We start from the raw sequence: 20,309 nt of genomic DNA, 5'->3' as shown, positions 1-20,309 counted from the left end.
ACTCCATCCATGGAACACGGAGAAGAAGCACAGCGGGAGTCCCTGTCGAGAGGGGTACCAGGAGGGACTCCCACCCCTGAGATCGCCGGGGTTCGCTGGATATGTACGGCCTCCACCAACCCAGAAAGGGCCATCATGACCCCTCGGCAGACTCCCGTGAATGGATGGGCGCGGAGCACACCGGCCGCGGGCTGCAGCGCCGTCGCCCGCTGAAGTGGACTAGGCGAGTTAAGGTGTTGCACTCACCACCTGAACTCGCCGCCGCAGGTCTATGGTCAACGACCCGGGTTTGGACGTAACGCCGCAGTAACGCCCACGCCATTAGGGTCCCACTACCTTTACGTTGCGTTCACGGTGCCCGGGGAGCTGACATGGCCAATCTCAAACCACAGGAACGCTGTCACCAGCAGACCAGGCGTACATTTATCCAGTGTCGAATAAGCGTGCGCTTGCACACGGGCGCAGAGGACGACGGCGGACCGTCGGCCACTGAGGACCGTTCCCGTCGAACGGTTCTGTCATGAGCCTCTGGGACGATCTCCCGTCCGACCTCCGCAACACTGGAGCACTGGATCCGCTGGAGAATGCCCTCAGGGCGATTGACACAGCCGGCCTGACGCCGCGCGAGGTCACCGACGTGGATGGCACCTGGAGCGTCCGATCCGTCGCGGTGGACGTGCCGCAGCTCGCTGGGGTCAGCGTCGACCCCGCGACCGGGCGCTGGGGCGGGGCAGGGTCATCCACGCCCATCGAGCTCACCGGCACCCAGGTCACCATCGCGTACGGCCGCCACCTGACCGGCCCGGGCGGCACGGAGGACGGCGGCTGGCACCTGGACCTGGACGTGCCCGGGATCCGGCTGCTCGTGCCCTATCTGCGGGGCGCGATGCTGGACACCCGCGGCCAGCTGGTCTTCGACCCGGCCAACCCGCAGGTCCGTTTCATCCTGCCGCGCATCGTCATCCGGACCATGCAGCTGGCCGGGGCCACGGTCGGCACCCGGCTGCGCTCGGCGTCGACCTCGGGCAGCCCCGTCGACGACATCTACTCCTTCATCCGCATGACCCCGGGCCACGCGCTTATCGGCCCGGGTAACACGGTCGGCTTCGCGTTCCGCACCGCCGAGCTCGACCTCTCAGCCCTGGCGGACCCGCCCGGCCTGCCACCCGGGGCGCGAGCCGTCCCCGGCGAGTGGCAGGGACTGCACCTGCCGGAGGTCCGGCTGTTCGTGGCCCCGGACGGGCTCGAGGGCCTGGCCGTGTCGGCGGGCGTCCGGGACCTGTGGATCGGGATCGGAGTGCACGACGGCGTGACGGGCGCCTTTAGTGCCGAGGTCGTCAACCGCGGCGGCTCCCCGACAGTGCTGGCCCGGTTCATCAGCCCGGCCGGGCGGCACATCGCGGCGGTCGCCAACGGGGCGGTCGAGGCAACGGACCAGAGCGTGTTCATCGTCGACGCCTCGGGCGGGCTGGCCCCGCACACCATCAGGATCGAGGTCGTCGGCGGGCCGACGGTCGCGGGGGACCGGCTGCCCGTGACAGTGCCCGCGGCCGGCACTGTCGAGCTGCGGGTCACGGTCACCGACGCCGGCGGGCACTCCCACGGCCCGGTCTCCTTCCGGGCGCTGCGGCCTGCCTCCGGTGAGGGGGCCGCTCCGGCGCTGGCGAACCCGGCCGCCCTGCGGCTGCTGACGCCCGAGCGCGGGCGGATGGTCGTCGTCTCCCAGACCGCCATCGACGTGACCGTGCGGCTCGACCCCGAGGTTGCTGCCGACTGGGTGTGGCCCGGCGGTACCTCGACCGGGACCCGGGCCACCGTAGCCGTGGCAGCCGGCAGCACCGCGGCGGTCTCCGGCACTCCCACCCAGCCCGCGGACGCCCGCCCGACCACGCTGGACTGCTACTTCCGGTTCAACCACCCCTTCCCGAGCGAGACCATCGACGCCTGGTGGCGCAACCCGGCCAACACCGGCTCGGCACCCGCGTCCGGGCGGACCGCCGCCCCCGCCGGGGACGCCTTCACCGACCTGGCGCGGTCTCGGCAGGCAGACATCGGCGCCACCCCGCTCGTCGTGGACGGCTACGCCTCTTACGAGGGCAACGACACCCCCACGAAGCGGACCAACAACCTGGAGCTCAGCCAGCGCCGCCTCGACGCGGCGGTCGAGATCCTGCGCGATCTGGGCTACGCCGCAACCGCCGGCACCCCGCACGGCCACGCCGACGCCCGCGACCACACCCCACTTGACCCGCCCACGCCGGCGCCGGCCGAGACGTCGGGGGAGTGGTGGCTCGCCCGGGCCCGGGCCGCCGCGGCCCCCGCTCCGGTGGCCGTCCGCGCCGAGCTGTCCCGCACTCCGGCCAGCCAACCGCCCGGGCAGCGTGACCCCCAGCCCCCGGCGTCCGGCCGGCCGGACTGCTTCCGCCGCCTCGGCGTGGAGGTCGAGCTGATCCGGACGACCTTCGTCCGGCTCGAAATCTGGGGCGAGTTCGACGTCCAGACGGCCATCGAGGCCTCGCTCGACGAGGGCGGCCAGCCGCCGCTGGGCGGGCGCGGTCCCAACCCGGGCGACGGCCTGTGCGCGTTCCGGGTCCGGCTCCGGCTGGCCACCGACCGGGAATCCTGGCAGGTGTTCGGGGAGTTCCGCGCCCTCGAGGCCGACCTCGACGGGCTCTGGGAGGGCCGCCACACGGACGCCGGCATCGATGCCGGCAGCCTCAATGTGCTTGGAGCGCTCTCCGTGATGGGTCCCCTCGCCGCCGGCGCAGCCGAACTCTCCCCGGCGGCCGGGACCCTCGTCCAGCTCGGTTCGGTCGCCCTCGGCGCCAGCAGCCTCGTACGGACCCGCGTCCTGACACTGCGCGGCGCCGAGGTCATGGTGAGCGACGGAATCATTGCGCCGGACGGCTCGACCACCACCGACCGCGGCACGCAGGTCAGCGTCCTGCTGGACGTGGAGGTGCAGTTCTGGTTCGACCTGGCCGTGATCCGCGTGCCGGAGGACCGGCCGATCCGGACCCGCTACAAGGCGGTCGGCGTCCGGTCGGAGTGGGGCACCGGCAGCGAGGCCGAGTACGTGCCGATCCCGGTGTTCGACCCCTCCCGGGGCTACGAGCTCGACATCCAGCCCGGCTCCCTGGTCGCCACGCCTCCGCTGGACGAGATCCTGCGCGTGTTCGGCGTGCGCGTCAGCCGCGACAACCCGACCTACCTCGAGGTCGAGGCCGGCATCGACGTCCCGCTGGGCCCCGTGACGGTGGATACCATCCGGGTCCGGGCGAGGCTCGACGCCGTCGAGCTCCCGCAGCTGACCAAGCTCGGCGCTACGCTTGACATCCCCGGCACGGTCCACGGCGCGGGCTCGATCGAGCTTACCGGCGCCGGGTTCAAGGCGGCGTTCGACCTGACCATCGTGCCGCTGGGCATCCGCGCCGCCGCGACCCTCGCGATCGAGACCAAGGCCGGCGTCACCGGCCTCCTGATCGGCGTTGAGGTCGAGTTCCCCGCGCCCCTCCCGCTGGGCAACTCGGGCCTGGCCCTGTACGGGCTGCTCGGCGGGGTCGGCGTCAACTACGGCCGGCTGGAGAACACCGCGGCGCGGGTCCCGGCGCTCGACTGGCTCATGGCGCAGCTCGCCCCGCCGCGCAAGAGCGTGATGCATCCGGACGGCTGGACCCACAGAGCCGGCTCCTTCGCCGTCGCGGCCGGATTGCTGCTCGGGACCACCGAGGGCGGGTTCATCCTGCACCTCAAGGGCATCCTCCTGATCGAGGTCCCCGGGCCCCGGCTCCTGCTCGTGATGAAGGCGGACGTCCTGAGCCTCCCGCCGGCCCTGGGCTCCACCCAGGAGGCCACCTTCCTGGCAGTGCTGGACATCGACTTCGGTGCCGGCACCATCACAGTCGGTGTCGTCGCGGACTACGCCGTCGAGCGGATCCTGCGCATCCACGTCCCCGTCACCGCCTTCTTCGACGCGCGGAACCCGGAGAAGTGGCTGGTCGACCTCGGCTCCTACGACGACCGGGTGACCGTGAAGGTCCTCGACGTGTTCACGGGCACCGGCTACCTCATGGTGCACGGCGACGGCATCGCCATCCCGCCCCTGCCCGCCACGACCGGCCTGTCCGTAGCCACCGGCTTCCACATCCAGGCCGTGCTGATGGGCTCCAAGGCGGCGAGGCTGTACGTCGAGGCGGCGGCGGGGTTCGACGCGGTGCTCGGCTTCGACCCGTTCTTCTTGGCCGGCAAGGTCTACGTCCGGGGAGAGCTGCGGCTGTTCATCGTCTCGATCGGCGTGAGCGCCGAGCTCACGCTCATGGTGGGCACCCGGATCGAGGACGGCGTGCCCCGTGACGACCCGTACGTCCACGGCGAAGTCTGCGGCCGGGTCGACTTCTTCTTCTTCAGCGTCAAGGGCTGCGTCGAGCTCACCATCGGCCACGAGCCGGACCCTGACCCGCCCGTGCGCGACCTCGTAGCCGGCCTGTCCCTGGCCGGACGGACGCCGGCGCTGCTCGAGGGCACCGCCGGCCGGCCCGCCGACTCGACGGTCGGCCAGGCTGCCGGGGTGGACGGTGCCATTGCCCACGGCGAGGTGCCGACCGTGCCGCTTGATGCCGTCCCCGTGCTCAGGTTCCAGGTGGCCCCCGACGCCGAGGGTCTGAGCGTGCTGGGCCAGGCACCGCTCGGCTCGACCGGGGCGGCGGGCGCCGGCGCCTGGCGCCGGATCGGGGAACGCTGGTGGGCCTACAAGGTTACGGGCGTCACCCTCAGCGGCGCCCTCACCGCGGGCACGACGCCGTCGGTCTGGTGGAGCGCGTCGGCGCCCGGCTCGTCCACCGCCGAGCCGCCGGCGCTGGCCCTGCTGCACTGGCTGCCGACGCCGTTCACCAGCACCGTCACGTATGGCGAGGTGCTGCGCGAGCAGGTCGAGCACCGCTGGGGGACCGTCTGCCGCCCGGCCGCGCCGCCCCAGCCGCAGCTCTGGACCTTCCTGGGTGAGGCGCTCGGGCCCAGCGCCACCGGTTGGCGGCTGGACCCGGTGCTGTGGCCGGACCCCGACGGGCTCCTGCGGACCTCCCCGGCCGGGCGCCGGCTGCGGGTCACCGAACCGTGGCGCACGGGCGACGAGGCGGCCGACCTGCTCGCGGGCGGATCCACGGCCGAGGTGGCCGGCGACGCCGTCGCCTGCCCCACCGACCGTACCCCGCCCGAGGACCCGTTCAGCCGCTGGGTCCAGGACAACGGCCCCCTTGACCCGACCACCTGGGCGGGTGCCGGGGCCGCCACCTACGCCGAGCTGGCCGGGCTGCTCGCCGCCGGGGCCACCGTCAATGACGTCACTGGGCATTGGCTCGAGCGCAGCCCCGACCCCGAGGCCGGCCGGCTCAAGGGCTGCGAGGGACGCATCCTCGCCTCGCCCGTGCGCACCGACGGCGAGCCGCTGACCGGCAGCCAGGCCGACCGGGAGCTCGTTGAGCGGGCCCGTCAGGAGGCCGACTGGCGGCCCGACCCGCTGGCCGACGCCGTCGCGTTCTCGCTCGGGGAGGACCTCGCCGCGTTCGACCTGCTGCTGCTCGTTCCCCGGGAGAAGCACCGGACCCTGCTCATCGAGGTCCGCTCGGGGACGGGGGAGACCCTCGACCGCCGCGAGGTGGACTGGGCGGCGATGGTCGGCCCCGCAAACCCCCTGCCAAAGCGCTGGGTCGCCCACGACGGGCCCTGGGCCGAACCGGTCGAGCTGGCCGGGCGAATGGCGGCGAAGGTCGCCCAGTCCGACCGGGACCGGCCGATGCCCGCCCTGATCCGCTGGGAGGAGCTGCCGGAAGGTGCGGCCGCCGTCGTCGTCGGCTGGGGCCAGGAGCACGGCCAGCGGATCCGCGCCCAGCGCTACTGGGTGGTCGCGGCCGCCGGCCTCACCCGGGCCGAGGTGCGCCGGTACGAGTACGACGAAACGATCGTCTCCCGCGACCGGGATGCGCTCGAGACCGGCCTGACGCAGGACCCCTCCGACCACGCCCTGCTCGAGCCAGGGCGGACCTACGATGTCGCCGTGAGCTGGACATACGACGTCGAGACCGGCGACGAGGTGCCGACGCGGACACCGTCCTTCGCCGACGAACACACGCAGACCTTCCGGTTCGCGACCGCCCCGGCATCCGAGGTCCCCGCCGACCTGGGGCCGTGGCTGCTCGACACCAACCCGGGGATGGGCGATGCCGGCGTGTTCTGCCGGGAGCCGCTGCGGGTCACGCTCGCCACCCAGAACGTGCTCCGGCTGTTCGATGCCTACCACCACCGGCTCGAGGTGACCGTGCTCGCAGCCTCCGGCCACCACCCAGCCCCGCCCGGCGGAGGAGCCCCCGGCCAGGCGCTCGTGCTGCCGGTCGAAGCGGTGCTCGCTGCCGGGTCGGCGTTGCAGCCCAAGGCCAACGCCGTCGTGCTCACGCCATGGGACCGGGCCGTCGGGGAACTCGTGGACGCCCTCGAGTGCATCGGGGCCGGGCACGTCACCCGCGAGGTGGAGGAGATCGTGCTGGCGTACGAGCTCGAGCCGCTGACCGACTACCTGCTCGACATCCACGCGGTGCCGGCTGGCGGCGCCGGGCCACGGAAGCGTGTGCACCGGGCGAACTTCACGACCTCGCGCTTCGACGCCCCCGACCATCTGGCCTCGTGGATCGCGCCGGCGCCGATCGATCACCGCGTGGTCCGCGACGCCGCCCCCCTGGCCGGCCTGCCGGACAGGCCGACCGGGCGGGAGTGGGACGACGCCGTGCAGCTGGCCGGGCTGCCCGTCCCGCAGACGCCGTCCGCGCCGGCGGTGCAGGTCTGGTGGTCGGCCGACGCCGTGCCGCAGCCGCTCGCCGTCGTCGTCGAGTGCTCCGAGCAGCTCGTGCGGGAGCGCGTCATGCCGGTCCAGCTGAGCTCGCCGCCCGACGGCGTCGACCCCTCGCACGCGTGGTGGGCCGCCCGCCCGGCAACCTGGCTGGACGTGCGGCCCACCACAGCGCCCCCGGACCCGGCGGCCGCCGCCAGCGTCGGACGGGTGGTCCGCGGGCCGGGCGGCACCCGGGCGATGGTGCTGCTGGCCGCGGGGCAGCGCGGCCGGCGCCTGACCCTCGAACTGGTGCAGGCCCCCGACCCGCTCGCGTCCGACCCGGGCCGGGCCGTCACGATCGTCGACGTGACCCTGACAGGGGCACCGTGGGAGGTGGAGTTCTGATGCGCACGCACGACGTGAGGAAGTTCCGGGCCGTGGGCGCACGGCTCGACTGGCTGGACATCGCCCGCCGCATGTTGCGGGCCGGGCACGGCGAGGGGATCGACGACGCGCTGCTGGAACGGCTCAAGGAGCGCGGCCCGGACACCCGGCTGGCCTGGGGGTGCTCCGCAGACCTGGGCGTGCCGCGCGATGCGTTCATGGTGTGGGGCCGGCCGGTGCGGGACCGCCGGCTGCGAAACGCCGAGCTAATCGGCGTCCCCGTCGACGAGGGGGAGCTGGTCTGGTGGGGCGGTGAGGAGGCCGCGCACGTGCAGGTCCGGTGCCAGGTGCAGGACCCGGCCCGGCCGGTCGCGCTGTTCCTGCTGCGGACCGGGCTGGACCCGGCCGGCGCCGTCGGCACCGCCGCCGTGGCACCTGCCGGCAGCCCCACCGTGACGCTTACCGCCAGCGCGGGTGCGGCCACCCACGCGGTCCTGGTCAATGCGCACGCGCTCGCGGTGCGGATCCAGACCGTGCAGGAGGTGGTCGACGCCGACGACTGGCAGCCGCTTGAGCGCGTCGGCCTGCCGGTCGACGGCCACGAGCTCGGCGAGTACGTTCCCGACGAGCAGGGCCTCGTCGTGGCGCCGGCCGCCCCGCCGAAGGCCGCCGCCCAGCGCATCGACCGGGCCGGGGTGCCGCTCGGCTGGTACCCCGTGACTGAGACCGGCAGGGCCGCCCCGCCGTGGATGTCCGCGGACCCCGACGGGCTGGTGGAGGAGACCCGCACGTTCCTCTTGCCCGAGCTGCGCCCGCTCTACGCGTCCGGGACCGCCGAGACGGACCAGCACGCGCTCGAGGACCGGCGCGCCGTCGACCCTCCCTCCCGCGCTGACGGCACCGCCGCCGACCAGCCCGCGACCGCCCGGCTCAAGCCGCTAGCCCTCCTGCTGCTGGCCGCGGGCACCGACCCTGCGGGGAACCTCGCGACGGGCTTCGGCACCGCCTACCGGGCCGCCGACCTGGCCCAGCTTATGCCCGGCCGGCAGGGCGAGCTCGAGTACCTCGTCACCGGGCACTACCGGCGCTCGGTCCTCGGCGACGGAGTCGAGGCGGCCGCGTACATCCCGCCGGTGCAGCGGCACGCGGTGGTGCCGCCGGTCGTGGACCTGCGGGCCGCCCGGGCGGCGTTGCTGCCGCCGGCGCTCCCCGACGGGCCGTTCCGCGAGGCGATCGAGGTCAGCTGGCGGCCGGGCCCGCGCCTGGCGACGATGTCCGGGCCGGTCGCGCACGCCTTCGCCGGCTGGCGTCACGGCGGGGGATCTGCCGAGGACCTGATGCCGGGGCGGCTGCTCGGCGGGTCGCAGCCGCGGGCCATCCCCCGCCCCGACGCCGATGACACCACCCTGGCCGGCGCGGACAGGCCAAAGGTCGTTCAGGGCGACCAGGAGCTGCCCGTCGACGGGTCGGTCGACCGGGGGTACGCGGTGGCGCAGTGCGACATCTTCGGCGTCTGGTCGCGCTGGGAGGACGTGGAGCTGACCACCTCCTCGCCGGGTGTGGCGCCGCCGCGGCTCACGCATCTCACGCTCCTGGCCACGTATGCGGGCTCCCCGGTTTGTCCGTCGCTGCTGACCATGGACCTGGCCACAGAGTGGACGCAGCGCACACCCGCGGCGATAGAGCTGCGCGCGGTGTTCTACCCGATGCCCACCGGCGCGACGCCGCCGCCGTTCGGGGCGCCGCCGACGCTGCCCCCGCCGGCGCCCAACCTCGGGCAGGCCAATACCCTCACGTTCACCGGCGACGAGGCCACGGCGTCTGCGGGGACCGTGGTGCCGCTGCGCGAGGACGGCTCGGTAGCGCCGGGCTGGGGCGCCCCGGAGCAGGGCGGCGAGGCGCGCTCCTACCGACTCACTTTGCTGGGACCCGGCCTGGACTTCGGGGCGGTCTCGCGCTGGGGAGTCCAGGTTTGGGCCCGGCAGGCCGCGCCCGGCATCGCCGCCCCCAGCGTCTGGGTGCCCGTGCCCGCACAACCTGCCACGGCGGTCGCGGGCAGCCCGGTCCCCGCCGTGCCCACGCCGCCGCCGCTGCCGCCGGGGGTGCCGCTGGGCAGCACCCCTGACGCGCAGGGCGTGTCCCACGTGAAGGTGGGCTGGTCGGGCCTGGCTGGCCCGCACGTGGACCGGGTCGTCGTCTGGGAGGCCTCGGAGACCACGCTGCGCCAGCGGCTCGCCCCCGGCAGCCCGCCGGACCGGACGCTTCCGCTGGGCGTCCGGCTCCAGCAGCTGTGGGACCTGTACGACGCCGCGCCCGCCGCCCAGCGCCCCCTCGGCTTCCGCCGGGCCGCCGAGGTGCCGGCCGTCCCGGCCGCCGCCGATCTGACCCTGGCCCGGGGGAGCGAGGACATCCACGTTTTCCTCGTCACGGCCGTCACCACCACAGGGGTCGAATCGCCCTGGCCGGCCGGGGGCGGCGGCCTGCCCCCGCACGCCCACCTGCAGGCGGTGGCCGCGCCGCGGCTGCGGCGGCCCGCCACGCCGCTCGTCCGGCCCGCCGTCCAGACCGACGGCGGCCTCACCGTGGCCATCGAGACGGCCTCGCCGATCCCAGTCACCGCCTTCGAGGTGTTCGCGACGCGGTCCGAACTCGCGGCCCGCGACCACCTGACGATGGGACCGCCCCTGGCCCAGGTTCCGGCGGGCGCCGCATTCGACCCTGTGACGGCGGATCCGCGGTTGGACCCGATCACTCGCCAGCGGGTCTGGACCGCGGACTGGTCCGGCGCCCTGCCGCCCTCGTGGGAGCCGTGGCACCTGCGGGCCGTCGCCGTGCCGGAGCGCACAGTACCCGTTTCCGCCGAGCGCGGCGTGGTGTCACCGGCCTCGGACGTGGTCACCGCCGTCGTCCTGCCGCCGGCGGCGCCGCAGCTCGACGAACTCGTCGCGGAGGTGGTCGGGGCAGACAACACGGGGCTTCTGGTCCGGACGGCGACCACCGCCGCGGACCGGGTGGTCCCCGCGGGGTCGCATACGGTCCAGGTGACGCTGGGCGCGGTCACCGGTCCGGTCCAGCCGCTCGAGGCGACCGCACGTGTGGCGGATGAGTCCACCCCGCCCGACACCACCGCAGGTCCGGTCGTGCAGCGGCTGCCGCGTACGGCCGGGCGCACGCCGCTGCTGGTCTGGGGACGCCGCGACGACCCGTCCGTGCCGGTTCAGGCGACCGTGCGGGTGGCAGACCCACTTGGACGGGTCGCGGAGCAGACCCTGCTCGTGCCAGGCTGGGTCGAGCCGCGGCCCGAGCTGACCCTGAAGATCATCGACGTGCTCCGGATCGCAGGGCGCGGCTACGTGGCCAGCCTGCTGACCAGCGCCGATCCAGAGACCGAACCGCCCCATGTCCTCACGGTCGTCGCTACACTGCCCGGCACCTTTCCGCCGGGCCCCATCAGGCGCCGTCCCTTGCGCGGCTCCTGGGAGCTCCCGGACATCCCGACACGGCGGTCCCCGGTGCCACCGCGGGGCGCAGAGATCATGGCCGTGCGGTCGACGAGCTCGCAGGGGACAGAGATCGGCCTGTGGATACCTGCCCAACGGATCATCGGCCTGACCGCGGCTATCACCCACCCGATCGAAGGTGAGGTGAACGACGGCTGGCGCCCGGCCTGAGCTAACTTCTTTCGCGGCATCGGCTCGGTCCTCATGATCAATGGGTATGTCCTGGATGATCTTTCAGGCAGGGTCACGACTGTCAGCGCTGCGCCCCATACCAGGTCGGCTTTGTTCGCGAAATGGCGGACCTTCTGCTGGAGGCCTGCGCACAGCGCACAGGGGCTACGCTCAGCTAACGGGACGCGAATGCCGCCACGAGCACGGACGCCTGCGCTGACTAGGATTTCTGGACGCGCCGGCGGTAGGTCCGCGGTGTTTCCCCGGCGTCGTTCATGAAATGTCGGTTGAAGTTGGAGAGGTTGGTAAAGCCGACTTCGTAGCAGATTTCGGAAATTGGTTTATCGCTGCGTTCCAGCAGGCTCCGGGCGTGGGCCAGGCGGAGCTTCCTTACGAGATCGCTGAAATTCTGGCCGGTGGCGCGCTTGAAGTACTTGGAAAAAGTGGGTTCGGGCATGCCCACCAGTGCCGCTGCCTCGGACATCTTGACGCTGCCGGCGTGGTTGCTGAACACATACTCCAGGACAAGGTCGACGACGGCGGCGGCCTGTCCGTCGAGCTGCGGCCTGAACCATTCCTCGGCAAGGTAGCGCCGCTCCTCCTGGGGGGCCCGGGTCAGGATTCCGAAGAGGGAGAACAGATGCTGGAGCCGCTCCAGTCCGGTAGAAGTGCCCATCGCCTCGATGGCCGCGGCCGCCTCCTCAGCTGAAACGCCCAGGAACTCAATCCCCCGCTGGGACTGCTCCAGCAGCGGCCTCACCTCGGCCAGTTCGGGAACCAGGGCCGCCGCCTGCTCAACCCATCTGCCGTCGAACTGGATCACGGCATCCCGGTTCTCAAGTACCTCACCGGGCTCAAGGTCACTGACCCAGTCGTGCGGCAGGCCGGACCCCACCAAGGCAACGTGGCCAGCCTCGAACGTGCCGATATGGTCTCCAACAATGAACTTTCCCGTGCCCTTGCGGATTAAGTGGATCTCGTACTCGGGATGGTAGTTCCACCGTGCCAGCGGGCTGGGATAGCTGTGCTGGTGCCACCGGACCGAATGGTTGGGGTCAGGCGGGATGACCTCGCGGTTTGCCCGCATCCCCAGCAAGCGTTCGGCGAGCCTTGCCGTGGCTCCGTCAGCAGTATTCACGGCGGTCATCGTGGTGCTCCGTTGGCGATGGGCGGTTATGAACTCCGGACAGGCGTTGGTGGTCCTGGTCCCAGAGTAGCGCCTTCCCCGGGGTGGCGGCGGGAAAATAAGTATCAGAAATCGGCAACCAGGGCGCTAGTTGTGACCTGCACCTCCCACCTAATCTGGAAGAACATCAGCGAGGCACAACGGAAACTCCGGTCAAAGTCCTCGCCCCGGTCCTGTACCCCGACACGGCAGTCGAGGTGCGGTGACTGTGCACCCCTGAAGAACAAAGGAGTCCTTAATGCGCCCAAAAATGCGTGCTGCGACCCTGGCCGCCGGCGCTCTGTGTGTTGCGCTGAGTGCCTCGGCCTGTGCAGGTGCCGGCGGCGGCAATTCCGCCGGAGACCCGAACAGCATCAGTGTCCTGATGGTCAACAACCCCCAGATGGAGGACCTGCAACGACTCACGGCAGATAACTTCACCAAGGAAACAGGGATCAGGGTCAATTACACGATCCTGCCGGAGAACGACGTCCGGGCCAAGATCAGCCAGGAGTTCTCCAGCCAGGCCGGTCAGTACGACGTCGCCTCCCTGTCCAACTATGAGATTCCGTTCTACTCCGCCAACGGCTGGCTGGCGCCGCTGGACGACGTGGCGGAGGACCCGGCATTCGACCAGGACGACATCCTGCCCGCCTACACAGCGTCCCTCACCGGTGAGGACGGCAAACTGTACGGCGAACCGTTCTACGGGGAGTCCTCCTTCCTGATGTACCGCAAGGACATCCTGGAGGCCGAGGGCCTGACCATGCCGGCCAAGCCCACCTGGGATGAGGTGGCTGACATAGCGGCAAAGGTGGACGGCGCGGAACCGGGCATGAAGGGCATCTGCCTCCGCGGGCAGCCGGGCTGGGGCCAGGTTTTCGCACCCCTGACCACCGTGGTGAACACCTTCGGCGGGACCTGGTTCGACAAAGACTGGAATGCCCAGGTCGACTCCCCGGAGTTCACCGAAGCTGTGGAGTTCTACACCAAGCTGGTCCGCGAGCACGGACAAGCAGGCGCCGCACAGGCAGGGTTCACGGAGTGCCTGAACAACATGAGCCAGGGCAATGTGGCCATGTGGTACGACGCGACGTCCGCCGCAGGCGCCCTGGAAGCTGACGACTCCCCGGTCAAGGGCAAGATCGGCTACGCGCAGGCGCCGGTCAAGGAAACCGCCTCTTCCGGCTGGTTGTGGACTTGGTCCTGGGCTATGCAGGCCGCGTCCAAGAAGCAGGACGCTGCCAAGCGGTTCATTGCCTGGGCCAGCTCCAAGGACTACGAGGAACTCGTCGCCTCCGAGCTCGGCTGGGCGAAGGTCCCGTCCGGCAAGCGCATCTCCACATACGAAAACGCGGAGTTCCAGAAGGCCGCCCCGTTCTTCGAGGCAGAACGCTTCGCCATCGAAAAAGCAGACCCGAAGAACCCCGGTGCGCAGGAACGTCCCGCCGTCGGGATCCAGTTCGTGGGCATCCCCGAATTCGCAGCCCTCGGCACAAACGTGTCCCAAGGCGTCAGTTCCGCCATCGCCGGCCAGGGCAGCGTGGCAGACGCGCTGGCCAAGGGCCAGGAAGCCGCCCAAAAGGTCGGCGACAAGTACAAACAGCCTTAACCGAACCGCAGGAGAACATCATGACTACCGCAACGGCGCGCATCTCCCGTCCGGGACGCAATGCAGCCACACCTTCACAAAATGCCCGGCAACGGGACCGCGCCCTGGCCTGGGCACGGCGTGCACCGCTGCTGCCGGCCCTGATCTTCCTTATCCTGGTCACCCAGCTTCCGTTCGTGGCCACACTGATCATCTCGTTCATGAACTGGAACAGCCTCAGCCCGGACAAGACCGCCTTTGCAGGGCTGGAGAACTACGCCACGGTCCTGACCGACCCTGATCTGCGCCAGGCAATCTTCACCACCATCCTCCTCACCGTCTCCGTAGTGCTGATCAGCCTGCTGATCGGCCTGGGACTGGCCCTGCTGCTGGACAAGAAGTTCATTGGCCGCGGCCTGGCCCGGACCCTGCTGATCGCCCCGTTCCTGGTGGTGCCGGTGGCAGCGGCCCTGATCTGGAAGCACGCCCTGCTCAATCCCACCTACGGGCTGATCAACGGAATCCTGACCTGGATTTGGTCGCTGTTCGGCAGCGCTGCGGCGCCGCAACTGGACCTGCTCTCGCAGGCACCCATGATGGCTGTGATCCTCTCCCTGGTGTGGCAGTGGACGCCCTTCATGATGCTCATCCTGCTGGCCGGCCTGCAGTCCCGTCCCATGGACACCGTGGAAGCTGCCCAGATGGACGGCGCCACACCCTGGGGGATCTTCCGGCACCTGACCCTGCCGCACCTGCGCCAGTACCTGGAGCTCGGCGGACTCTTGGGCGCAATCTACATCGTGCAGAACTTCGACGCGGTCTTCACCCTCACCGCCGGTGGACTGGGCACTGCCAACCTGCCCTACGCCATCTACCAGACGTTCTACTTCGCCAACGAATACGGCCTGGCATCCGCCGCCGGCGTCGTGGTGGTCATCGGCACCATCATCGTGGCCACCTTCGCACTTCGCACCGTCTTTTCACTCTTCAAGAAGGAGGCAGCACGATGAGCACCCTCACCCCCGCTGCACCGCAGAACTTCGGCCCTGCCCGTTCCACATCGCCCACCGCACTGAACTCCGGCCGCGCTCCACGCCGCGGCAAGGCACGCATGGACCCCACCCGCAACAACACCGCCGCCGGCATTGCAGCCTGGTTGCTGGCGCTTCTCTTCGCAGTCCCGGTCCTGTGGATGATCCTCACCTCGTTCCACTCCGAGACCGACGCCGCAACAAACCCGCCGTCCATCGCCGCAAACCTCACCCTGGACGCGTACCGGGAATTCTTCGGCGAAACGTCCGGCGTCAGCCCGTGGCCATCGCTGATCAACTCCGCCACCGCCTCGATCCTGTCCACGGTCCTCGTGCTGCTCCTGGCCTTCCCGGCAGCGTACGCGCTCTCCATCCGGCCGGTGAAGAAGTGGACCGACGTCATGTTCTTCTTCCTTTCGACCAAAATGATGCCCGTGGTCGCGGCCATCCTCCCGCTCTACCTTTTCGCGCGGACCGTGGGGGCCCTGGACAACATCTGGTTCCTGATCCTGATGTACACCTCCATGAACCTGCCCATCGCCGTCTGGATGATGCGGTCCTTCCTGGCCGAGGTGCCTGAAGAAATGCTGGAGGCAGCACAGATCGACGGCGCCAACCTCCTGCTCATCCTCCGCAAAATCATCGCCCCCGTGGCCATGCCCGGCATCGCCGCCACCGCCCTGATCTGCTTCATCTTCAGCTGGAACGAACTGCTCCTGGCCCGGGTCCTCACCGGCGTGGTGGCAGGCACGGCGCCCGTGTTCCTCACCGGCTTCGTTTCCGGCCAGGGCCTCTTCCTCGCCCAGGTCTGCGCGGCCGCCGTCGTGATCTCCCTTCCGGTGCTGTTCGCAGGCTTCGCCGCCCAGGACAAACTCGTCCAGGGCCTCTCCCTCGGCGCCGTGAAATAGCCCTCGCCAAAACCTCATCAAACTCTTTCAAGGATTACTTCAATGACAACAACAACCGCCCAGTCACCCGCCACGGGTCCCGTACTGCCCGCCACCATGCGCGCCAACATCCTCAAAAGCCAGGGCGAGATGACCATGGAGACCCTGCCCCTCCCGGAACTCGACGCCGACCAGGTCCTGGTGCAGGTGGCCGCCGTCGGCGTCTGCGGCAGCGACGTCCACTACTACGAGCACGGCCGGATCGGCCCCTACGTGGTGGACCACCCGCTCATCCTCGGCCACGAACTCTCCGGGCGGATCGCCGCCGTCGGAAGCGCCGTGGACCAGGTCCGCATCGGCCGGCGCGTCGCCGTCGAACCCCAGCGCCCGTGCCGGACCTGCAAGCAATGCAAGGCCGGTCGGTACAACCTCTGCCCGGACATCGAGTTCTACGCCACCCCGCCGGTGGACGGCGCGTTCGCCGAGTATGTGACCATCCAGTCCGACTTCGCCTACGACATTCCGGACAGTGTCAGCGACGAGGCAGCCGCCCTCATCGAACCGCTCTCCGTCGGTCTCTGGGCCTGTGAACGGGCAGGGATCAAGCCCGGCAGCCGGGTGCTGATCGCCGGAGCCGGGCCCATCGGCATCATCGCCGCCCAGGCCGCGCGCGCCTTCGGCGCCACCGAGATCTACATCAGTGACATCGCCGAAGACCGGCTCGCGTTCGCCCTGGAACACGGCGCAACGCACGCGCTCAGTGCCAGGACGGACAGCGTGGAAGGGCTCGACGTCGACGCGTTCATTGACGCGTCCGGCGCACCTCAGGCGGTCCGTTCCGGGATCAAGGCCGTAGCCCCGGCCGGCAGGGTCATCCTCGTCGGCCTGGGCGCGGACGACGTCGAACTCCCCGTCTCCTGCCTCCAGAACCGGGAGATCTGGCTCTCCGGGGTGTTCCGCTATACCAACACCTGGCCCCTGGCTATCCAGCTGATCGCCGACGGGAAAGTGGACCTCGACATCCTGGTCACCGGCAAGTTCGCCCTCTCCGAGTCCGAAGAGGCGCTCACGGCAGGCAAACAGCCCGGCCAACTCAAGGCCGTGGTCTACCCGGGCCGCTGAACCTGGTAGCCCGGAAGCATCAGCAGCCACATCCAGCACCGACCTGCAAGGAAGCAGCCATGTCATCACAGGGGATCGGCCCGGAACCGAATCTTTCCGACAGCAAAGCCCTGGTCACTGTCATCGGGGAAGCGCTCGTGGACATTATCGAAGGTCCCCGCCAGGGGAATGCAGCACCCGAGACGCACCCGGGCGGGAGCCCCCTGAACGTGGCCGTCGGCTGCGCCCGGTTGGGCCTTCACACCAAACTCGTCACCCACTTCGCCGAGGACGCGGACGGCCAGTTGATCGCTAAGCACCTGGCCAACAATGGTGTCGAACCAATCGTCGGCGGATCCCAGCCCACCTCAACAGCTCTGGCGACTCTGGACGACACTGGAGCCGCCCGCTACACCTTCGCCATCAGTTGGGACATCAACGGGGCCTCCATCCCGGCTCTTGCAGCGGCGGAAAGCTCCCGGCACGTCCACACCGGAATCCATCGCCACGGTTCTGCCCCCGGGCAGCAAATCAGTGATGGGCCTGCTCGAAGGAGCCCGCCGTCACGCCACCATCAGCTTCGACCCCAACTGCAGGCCGGCAATCAGTCCGGACAAAGCAGCCGCCCGGAAACAGGCAGAGGACTTCGTTGCTGCCAGCGACATCGTCAAAGCCAGCGATGAGGACCTGCTCTGGCTCTACCCCGACAGGACCCTGGAAGAATCAATGAACGCATGGCTGGCCCTGGGGCCGGCCCTGGTGGCATTGACCCGCGGCGCCAACGGGCCCGTCCTCCTCAGCCGCTCCGGAAGGGTGGACATCACCGGCGAAACGGTCAAGGTAGCAGACACCGTCGGAGCGGGGGACTCCTTCATGTCCGCACTGATCTCCGGGCTTCGGCAGTTGGACGCACTCGGTGCCGCAGGCCGGGGACGCCTCCAAGAAATCACGCAGGACCAGCTTCATGTCCTGGCCCGCTACGCGAACAAAGCAGCCGGCATCACCTGCTCCCGGCCGGGAGCCAACCCACCGGGACTGGCCGATCTGGGCCCGCTGGCAAACCCATCGTTCCTCCTCGAAGGATAGGCACACCATGGCAACCCTGAGCAATTACACCCTGTCCAGCATTCCCGGTCCGGTCAGCGAGCCTGCATACAACAGGTCAAGGCTGACAGAGGGCATCGTCCATTTCGGAGTCGGCGGCTTCCACCGAGCGCACCAGGCGATGTACCTGGATCGGCTCATGAATGCCGGAAAAGCCCATGACTGGGCCATCTGCGGCGTCGGGGTCCTGCCCGGCGATGCCCGCATGAAGAAAGTCATGGACAGCCAGGACTGCCTTTACACCCTTACTGTGAAGCATGCCGACGGCACCAGGCAGGCCGGAATCATTGGCTCCATCACCAGCTACCTCTTCGCCCCCGACAATCCTGAAGCAGTGATTGAGAAGATGGCTTCGCCTGCCATCCGAATCGTCTCACTCACCGTCACCGAAGGTGGATACAACTTCCACCACGTCACGGGAAAGTTCAACGCGGACAACCCCGACGTCGTCCACGACCTTCAACCGGAAGCCGCCCCTCGAACAACCTTCGGCCTCATTACCGCCGCCTTGGCCCGCCGGAGGCAGCGCGGACTCGCCCCGTTCACCGTCATGTCCTGCGACAACATCCAGGGAAACGGTGACGTTGCCCGTGAGATGTTTACGGCCTTCGCTGACCTCAAGGATCCAGAACTTGGCGAATGGGTCCGAGGCAATGTCCCCTTCCCCAACAGCATGGTCGACCGCATCACTCCCGTGACCACCGACGAGGACCGCCTGACCGCAGTGCGGGAATATGGTGTCGAGGACGCCTGGCCGGTGGTCTGCGAACCATTCGAGCAATGGGTCCTCGAAGACCATTTCAGCCTTGGGCGCCCTCCATTGGAGGATGTCGGAGTACAACTCGTCGCCGACGTAGAACCATATGAGCTCATGAAACTCCGCCTGCTCAACGCCAGCCATCAAGGCATGTGCTACTTTGGCCACCTCGCCGGCTACACCTACGCTCATGAAGCCGCGCAGGACCCATTGTTTGCCCGGTTCCTGTTGGACTACATGAACAAAGAAGCAACCCCGACCCTGGAGCCTGTGCCGGGAATAGACCTCGACAGCTACAAGCAAACCCTTATTGACCGTTTCTCCAATGAGCACATTCGGGACACCCTCGCCCGCCTGTGCGCCGAAAGTTCCGACCGCATCCCGAAATGGCTGTTGCCTGTCATCCGGACGAACCTCGAACGGGGCGGGGAAATACACCGCTCTGCCGCAGTAGTGGCCAGCTGGGCCCGTTACGCAGAGGGTCTTGATGAGCAAGGAAACACCATTGACGTCGTTGACCGGATCAAAGAGCCCCTGATGGCAGCTGCGGCCCGCCAACGCCAGGAGCCCTTGGCGTTCCTCTCCAACCGCCAGGTTTTCGGAGACCTGGCAGACAACGAGCTGTTCATCCGTGCCTACTCCGAAGCGCTGAACAAGCTCCACGAGGGCGGGGCCAGGGCCACCCTTGGATCTCTTGCCTCTCAGCCTTAACCTGAGGACGCCACAGGTTCAGTTACTTTCGTATGACGGGCAGGGCCGAAAAATGTACGGCGACTGGGAAGGCGTGTACCTTACTCCGTCGCCGCGTGAGCATGGTCGCGACTCGTGTCAGGTGACTGAGTAACCTATTTTGGAACAAAGGGGGCGTATTGCTCCAATGTTCCGTCGAGTACGGCCACGTCAAAAGTCATCGTGTCGCCCTGAGCTTTGACGGTCAGGTCGGTGCGCGCGCCCGGCCTTGCTTCTGTGCTGCCGAGGACGGCCGGGGAGTCCTGAAATTCCACCTTCCCCCCAGCTGGAATGCTCAAGGGCAGCTCGTCGTCTCGGTCCCCTATGACAAGATCGATGTTCTTGTCAGTCTTATTGAAGATCGTGCCCAGGATACGGCCCGGCTCGCTTTCCGCAGAGCTGACAATGAATATGCTGCGCAGTTCAAGACCGGCAAAGTCGTCGTCTGACCCCACCGCTATCGCGTATAGGTCCTCTTCAGGCGGGGGCGTGCACCCCGTTAGAAGTAGGGCCGCAATACCTGGTGCCAGCATTGCGCCGAGAAAACGTTCTGCGTTTTTCATGTAGCGTCCTTCCGGGTTGCCCGTCGATCTGATGGCCGTACGGGGTTCTATGTCAATCGGGACTTCGGCGAATCGCACCAGGGCGGCTGCTAGCTTGCGTGTCTTCGCAACAGCTGTAACCTCAGGCTTTTAGGGGCAGCCGAATGGTGTTCCTTCCCGGCGGGCGCATAAGAGCATACTCGCGTGTTGGTTGATGCCGGCGACTGCTGCGCCGGGGCCATATTGCCGTGGGAAGCGTCCCGGATTTTCCGGGCCCCGGGATGGTAGGTCCCCATCCCTGCCCGCACTCGGTAGGTTCCGGTACCGGCTCCGCGATGCCCTCCACTATTCAGGCTACGTGCCTGACCTGTTTGGACAACCCGGTGTTATGCACACGTGATGGGGCTGGGTCATTCTTGACGCGCCTGTAACTCTTCTTGAAGTCCATCCCCACCGGCTGCGGGCACGTAAAAAGACATCCGTTCCCGGGCTACGGGCCACGCTGATTGGCGGGCAGCAGGGGGGCG

10 protein-coding genes and 1 pseudogene are annotated in these 20,309 nt (G+C 69.1%); 9 read left to right on the top strand and 2 right to left on the bottom strand.

The features are described 5' to 3' along the window. Positions 1-520 precede the first annotated feature (520 nt). Positions 521-7,225, top strand: a complete 6,705-nt coding sequence (locus IEX33_RS10580) for a DUF6603 domain-containing protein (protein WP_188729940.1) — start codon at positions 521-523, stop codon at positions 7,223-7,225. Beyond that, positions 7,225-10,875 carry a hypothetical protein gene (locus tag IEX33_RS10575; protein WP_188729938.1) on the top strand — a complete coding sequence of 1,217 codons (3,651 nt, stop codon included), beginning with the start codon at positions 7,225-7,227 and terminating at the stop codon, positions 10,873-10,875. Before IEX33_RS10580 ends, IEX33_RS10575 begins: the two co-directional genes overlap by 1 nt. 220 nt (positions 10,876-11,095) lie before the next feature. On the opposite strand, the gene IEX33_RS10570 is transcribed toward IEX33_RS10575, so the two are convergent. Further along, complete coding sequence (locus IEX33_RS10570; RefSeq protein WP_188729936.1) at positions 11,096-12,022, bottom strand: AraC family transcriptional regulator; 927 nt, start codon at positions 12,020-12,022, stop codon at positions 11,096-11,098. Between the two features lie 277 nt (positions 12,023-12,299). On the opposite strand from IEX33_RS10570, the gene IEX33_RS10565 reads away from it, so the two are divergent. The 7 genes and pseudogenes from IEX33_RS10565 to IEX33_RS10540 all read left to right on the top strand — a co-directional run bounded on the left by IEX33_RS10565 (position 12,300) and on the right by IEX33_RS10540 (position 19,222). Beyond that, entirely contained in the window at positions 12,300-13,652 is a 1,353-nt protein-coding gene (locus IEX33_RS10565) for an ABC transporter substrate-binding protein (protein ID WP_188729934.1), read from the top strand. A gap of 20 nt (positions 13,653-13,672) precedes the next feature. After that, positions 13,673-14,641, top strand: coding sequence for a carbohydrate ABC transporter permease (locus IEX33_RS10560; RefSeq protein ID WP_188729932.1), 969 nt, complete (start codon positions 13,673-13,675; stop codon positions 14,639-14,641). After that, the gene (locus IEX33_RS10555) at positions 14,638-15,570 is read left to right on the top strand and encodes a carbohydrate ABC transporter permease (protein ID WP_188729930.1); all 933 of its coding nucleotides are present in this window, start codon (positions 14,638-14,640) and stop codon (positions 15,568-15,570) included. The genes IEX33_RS10560 and IEX33_RS10555 overlap by 4 nt, the downstream gene beginning before the upstream one ends. Positions 15,571-15,612: 42 nt before the next feature. After that, complete coding sequence (locus tag IEX33_RS10550; RefSeq protein WP_188729927.1) at positions 15,613-16,671, top strand: NAD(P)-dependent alcohol dehydrogenase; 1,059 nt, start codon at positions 15,613-15,615, stop codon at positions 16,669-16,671. A 59-nt stretch (positions 16,672-16,730) separates the two neighbouring features. Continuing rightward, positions 16,731-17,036, top strand: a pseudogene (locus IEX33_RS19485) (PfkB family carbohydrate kinase); the annotation flags it as partial. A gap of 151 nt (positions 17,037-17,187) precedes the next feature. Further along, positions 17,188-17,736 (top strand): PfkB family carbohydrate kinase, encoded by a 549-nt coding sequence (locus IEX33_RS19480; protein WP_308421971.1) that lies wholly within the window; start codon positions 17,188-17,190, stop codon positions 17,734-17,736. Between the two features lie 7 nt (positions 17,737-17,743). Next, a complete protein-coding gene (locus IEX33_RS10540) occupies positions 17,744-19,222 on the top strand; it encodes a mannitol dehydrogenase family protein (RefSeq protein ID WP_188729924.1) in 1,479 nt (492 codons plus the stop codon). 134 nt (positions 19,223-19,356) lie between these two features. Here IEX33_RS10540 and IEX33_RS10535 read toward each other — a convergent pair whose 3' ends face one another. After that, the gene (locus IEX33_RS10535) at positions 19,357-19,803 is read right to left on the bottom strand and encodes a hypothetical protein (protein ID WP_188729923.1); all 447 of its coding nucleotides are present in this window, start codon (positions 19,801-19,803) and stop codon (positions 19,357-19,359) included. Positions 19,804-20,309: the final 506 nt, after the last annotated feature.

Origin of the sequence: Pseudarthrobacter scleromae (assembly GCF_014644515.1) — a bacterium.
Lineage (GTDB): Bacteria > Actinomycetota > Actinomycetes > Actinomycetales > Micrococcaceae > Arthrobacter > Arthrobacter scleromae.
The sequence above is the reverse complement of the archived record's forward strand: the minus strand, read 5'-3'. Positions and strand labels throughout refer to the sequence as shown.

Coding starts and splice junctions, on each gene's coding strand:
- IEX33_RS10580 (WP_188729940.1), top strand. CDS start 521: ATGAGCCTCTGGGACGATCTCCCGTCCGACCTCCGCAACACTGGAGCA.
- IEX33_RS10575 (WP_188729938.1), top strand. CDS start 7,225: ATGCGCACGCACGACGTGAGGAAGTTCCGGGCCGTGGGCGCACGGCTC.
- IEX33_RS10570 (WP_188729936.1), bottom strand. CDS start 12,022: ATGACCGCCGTGAATACTGCTGACGGAGCCACGGCAAGGCTCGCCGAA.
- IEX33_RS10565 (WP_188729934.1), top strand. CDS start 12,300: ATGCGCCCAAAAATGCGTGCTGCGACCCTGGCCGCCGGCGCTCTGTGT.
- IEX33_RS10560 (WP_188729932.1), top strand. CDS start 13,673: ATGACTACCGCAACGGCGCGCATCTCCCGTCCGGGACGCAATGCAGCC.
- IEX33_RS10555 (WP_188729930.1), top strand. CDS start 14,638: ATGAGCACCCTCACCCCCGCTGCACCGCAGAACTTCGGCCCTGCCCGT.
- IEX33_RS10550 (WP_188729927.1), top strand. CDS start 15,613: ATGACAACAACAACCGCCCAGTCACCCGCCACGGGTCCCGTACTGCCC.
- IEX33_RS19480 (WP_308421971.1), top strand. CDS start 17,188: ATGGGCCTGCTCGAAGGAGCCCGCCGTCACGCCACCATCAGCTTCGAC.
- IEX33_RS10540 (WP_188729924.1), top strand. CDS start 17,744: ATGGCAACCCTGAGCAATTACACCCTGTCCAGCATTCCCGGTCCGGTC.
- IEX33_RS10535 (WP_188729923.1), bottom strand. CDS start 19,803: ATGAAAAACGCAGAACGTTTTCTCGGCGCAATGCTGGCACCAGGTATT.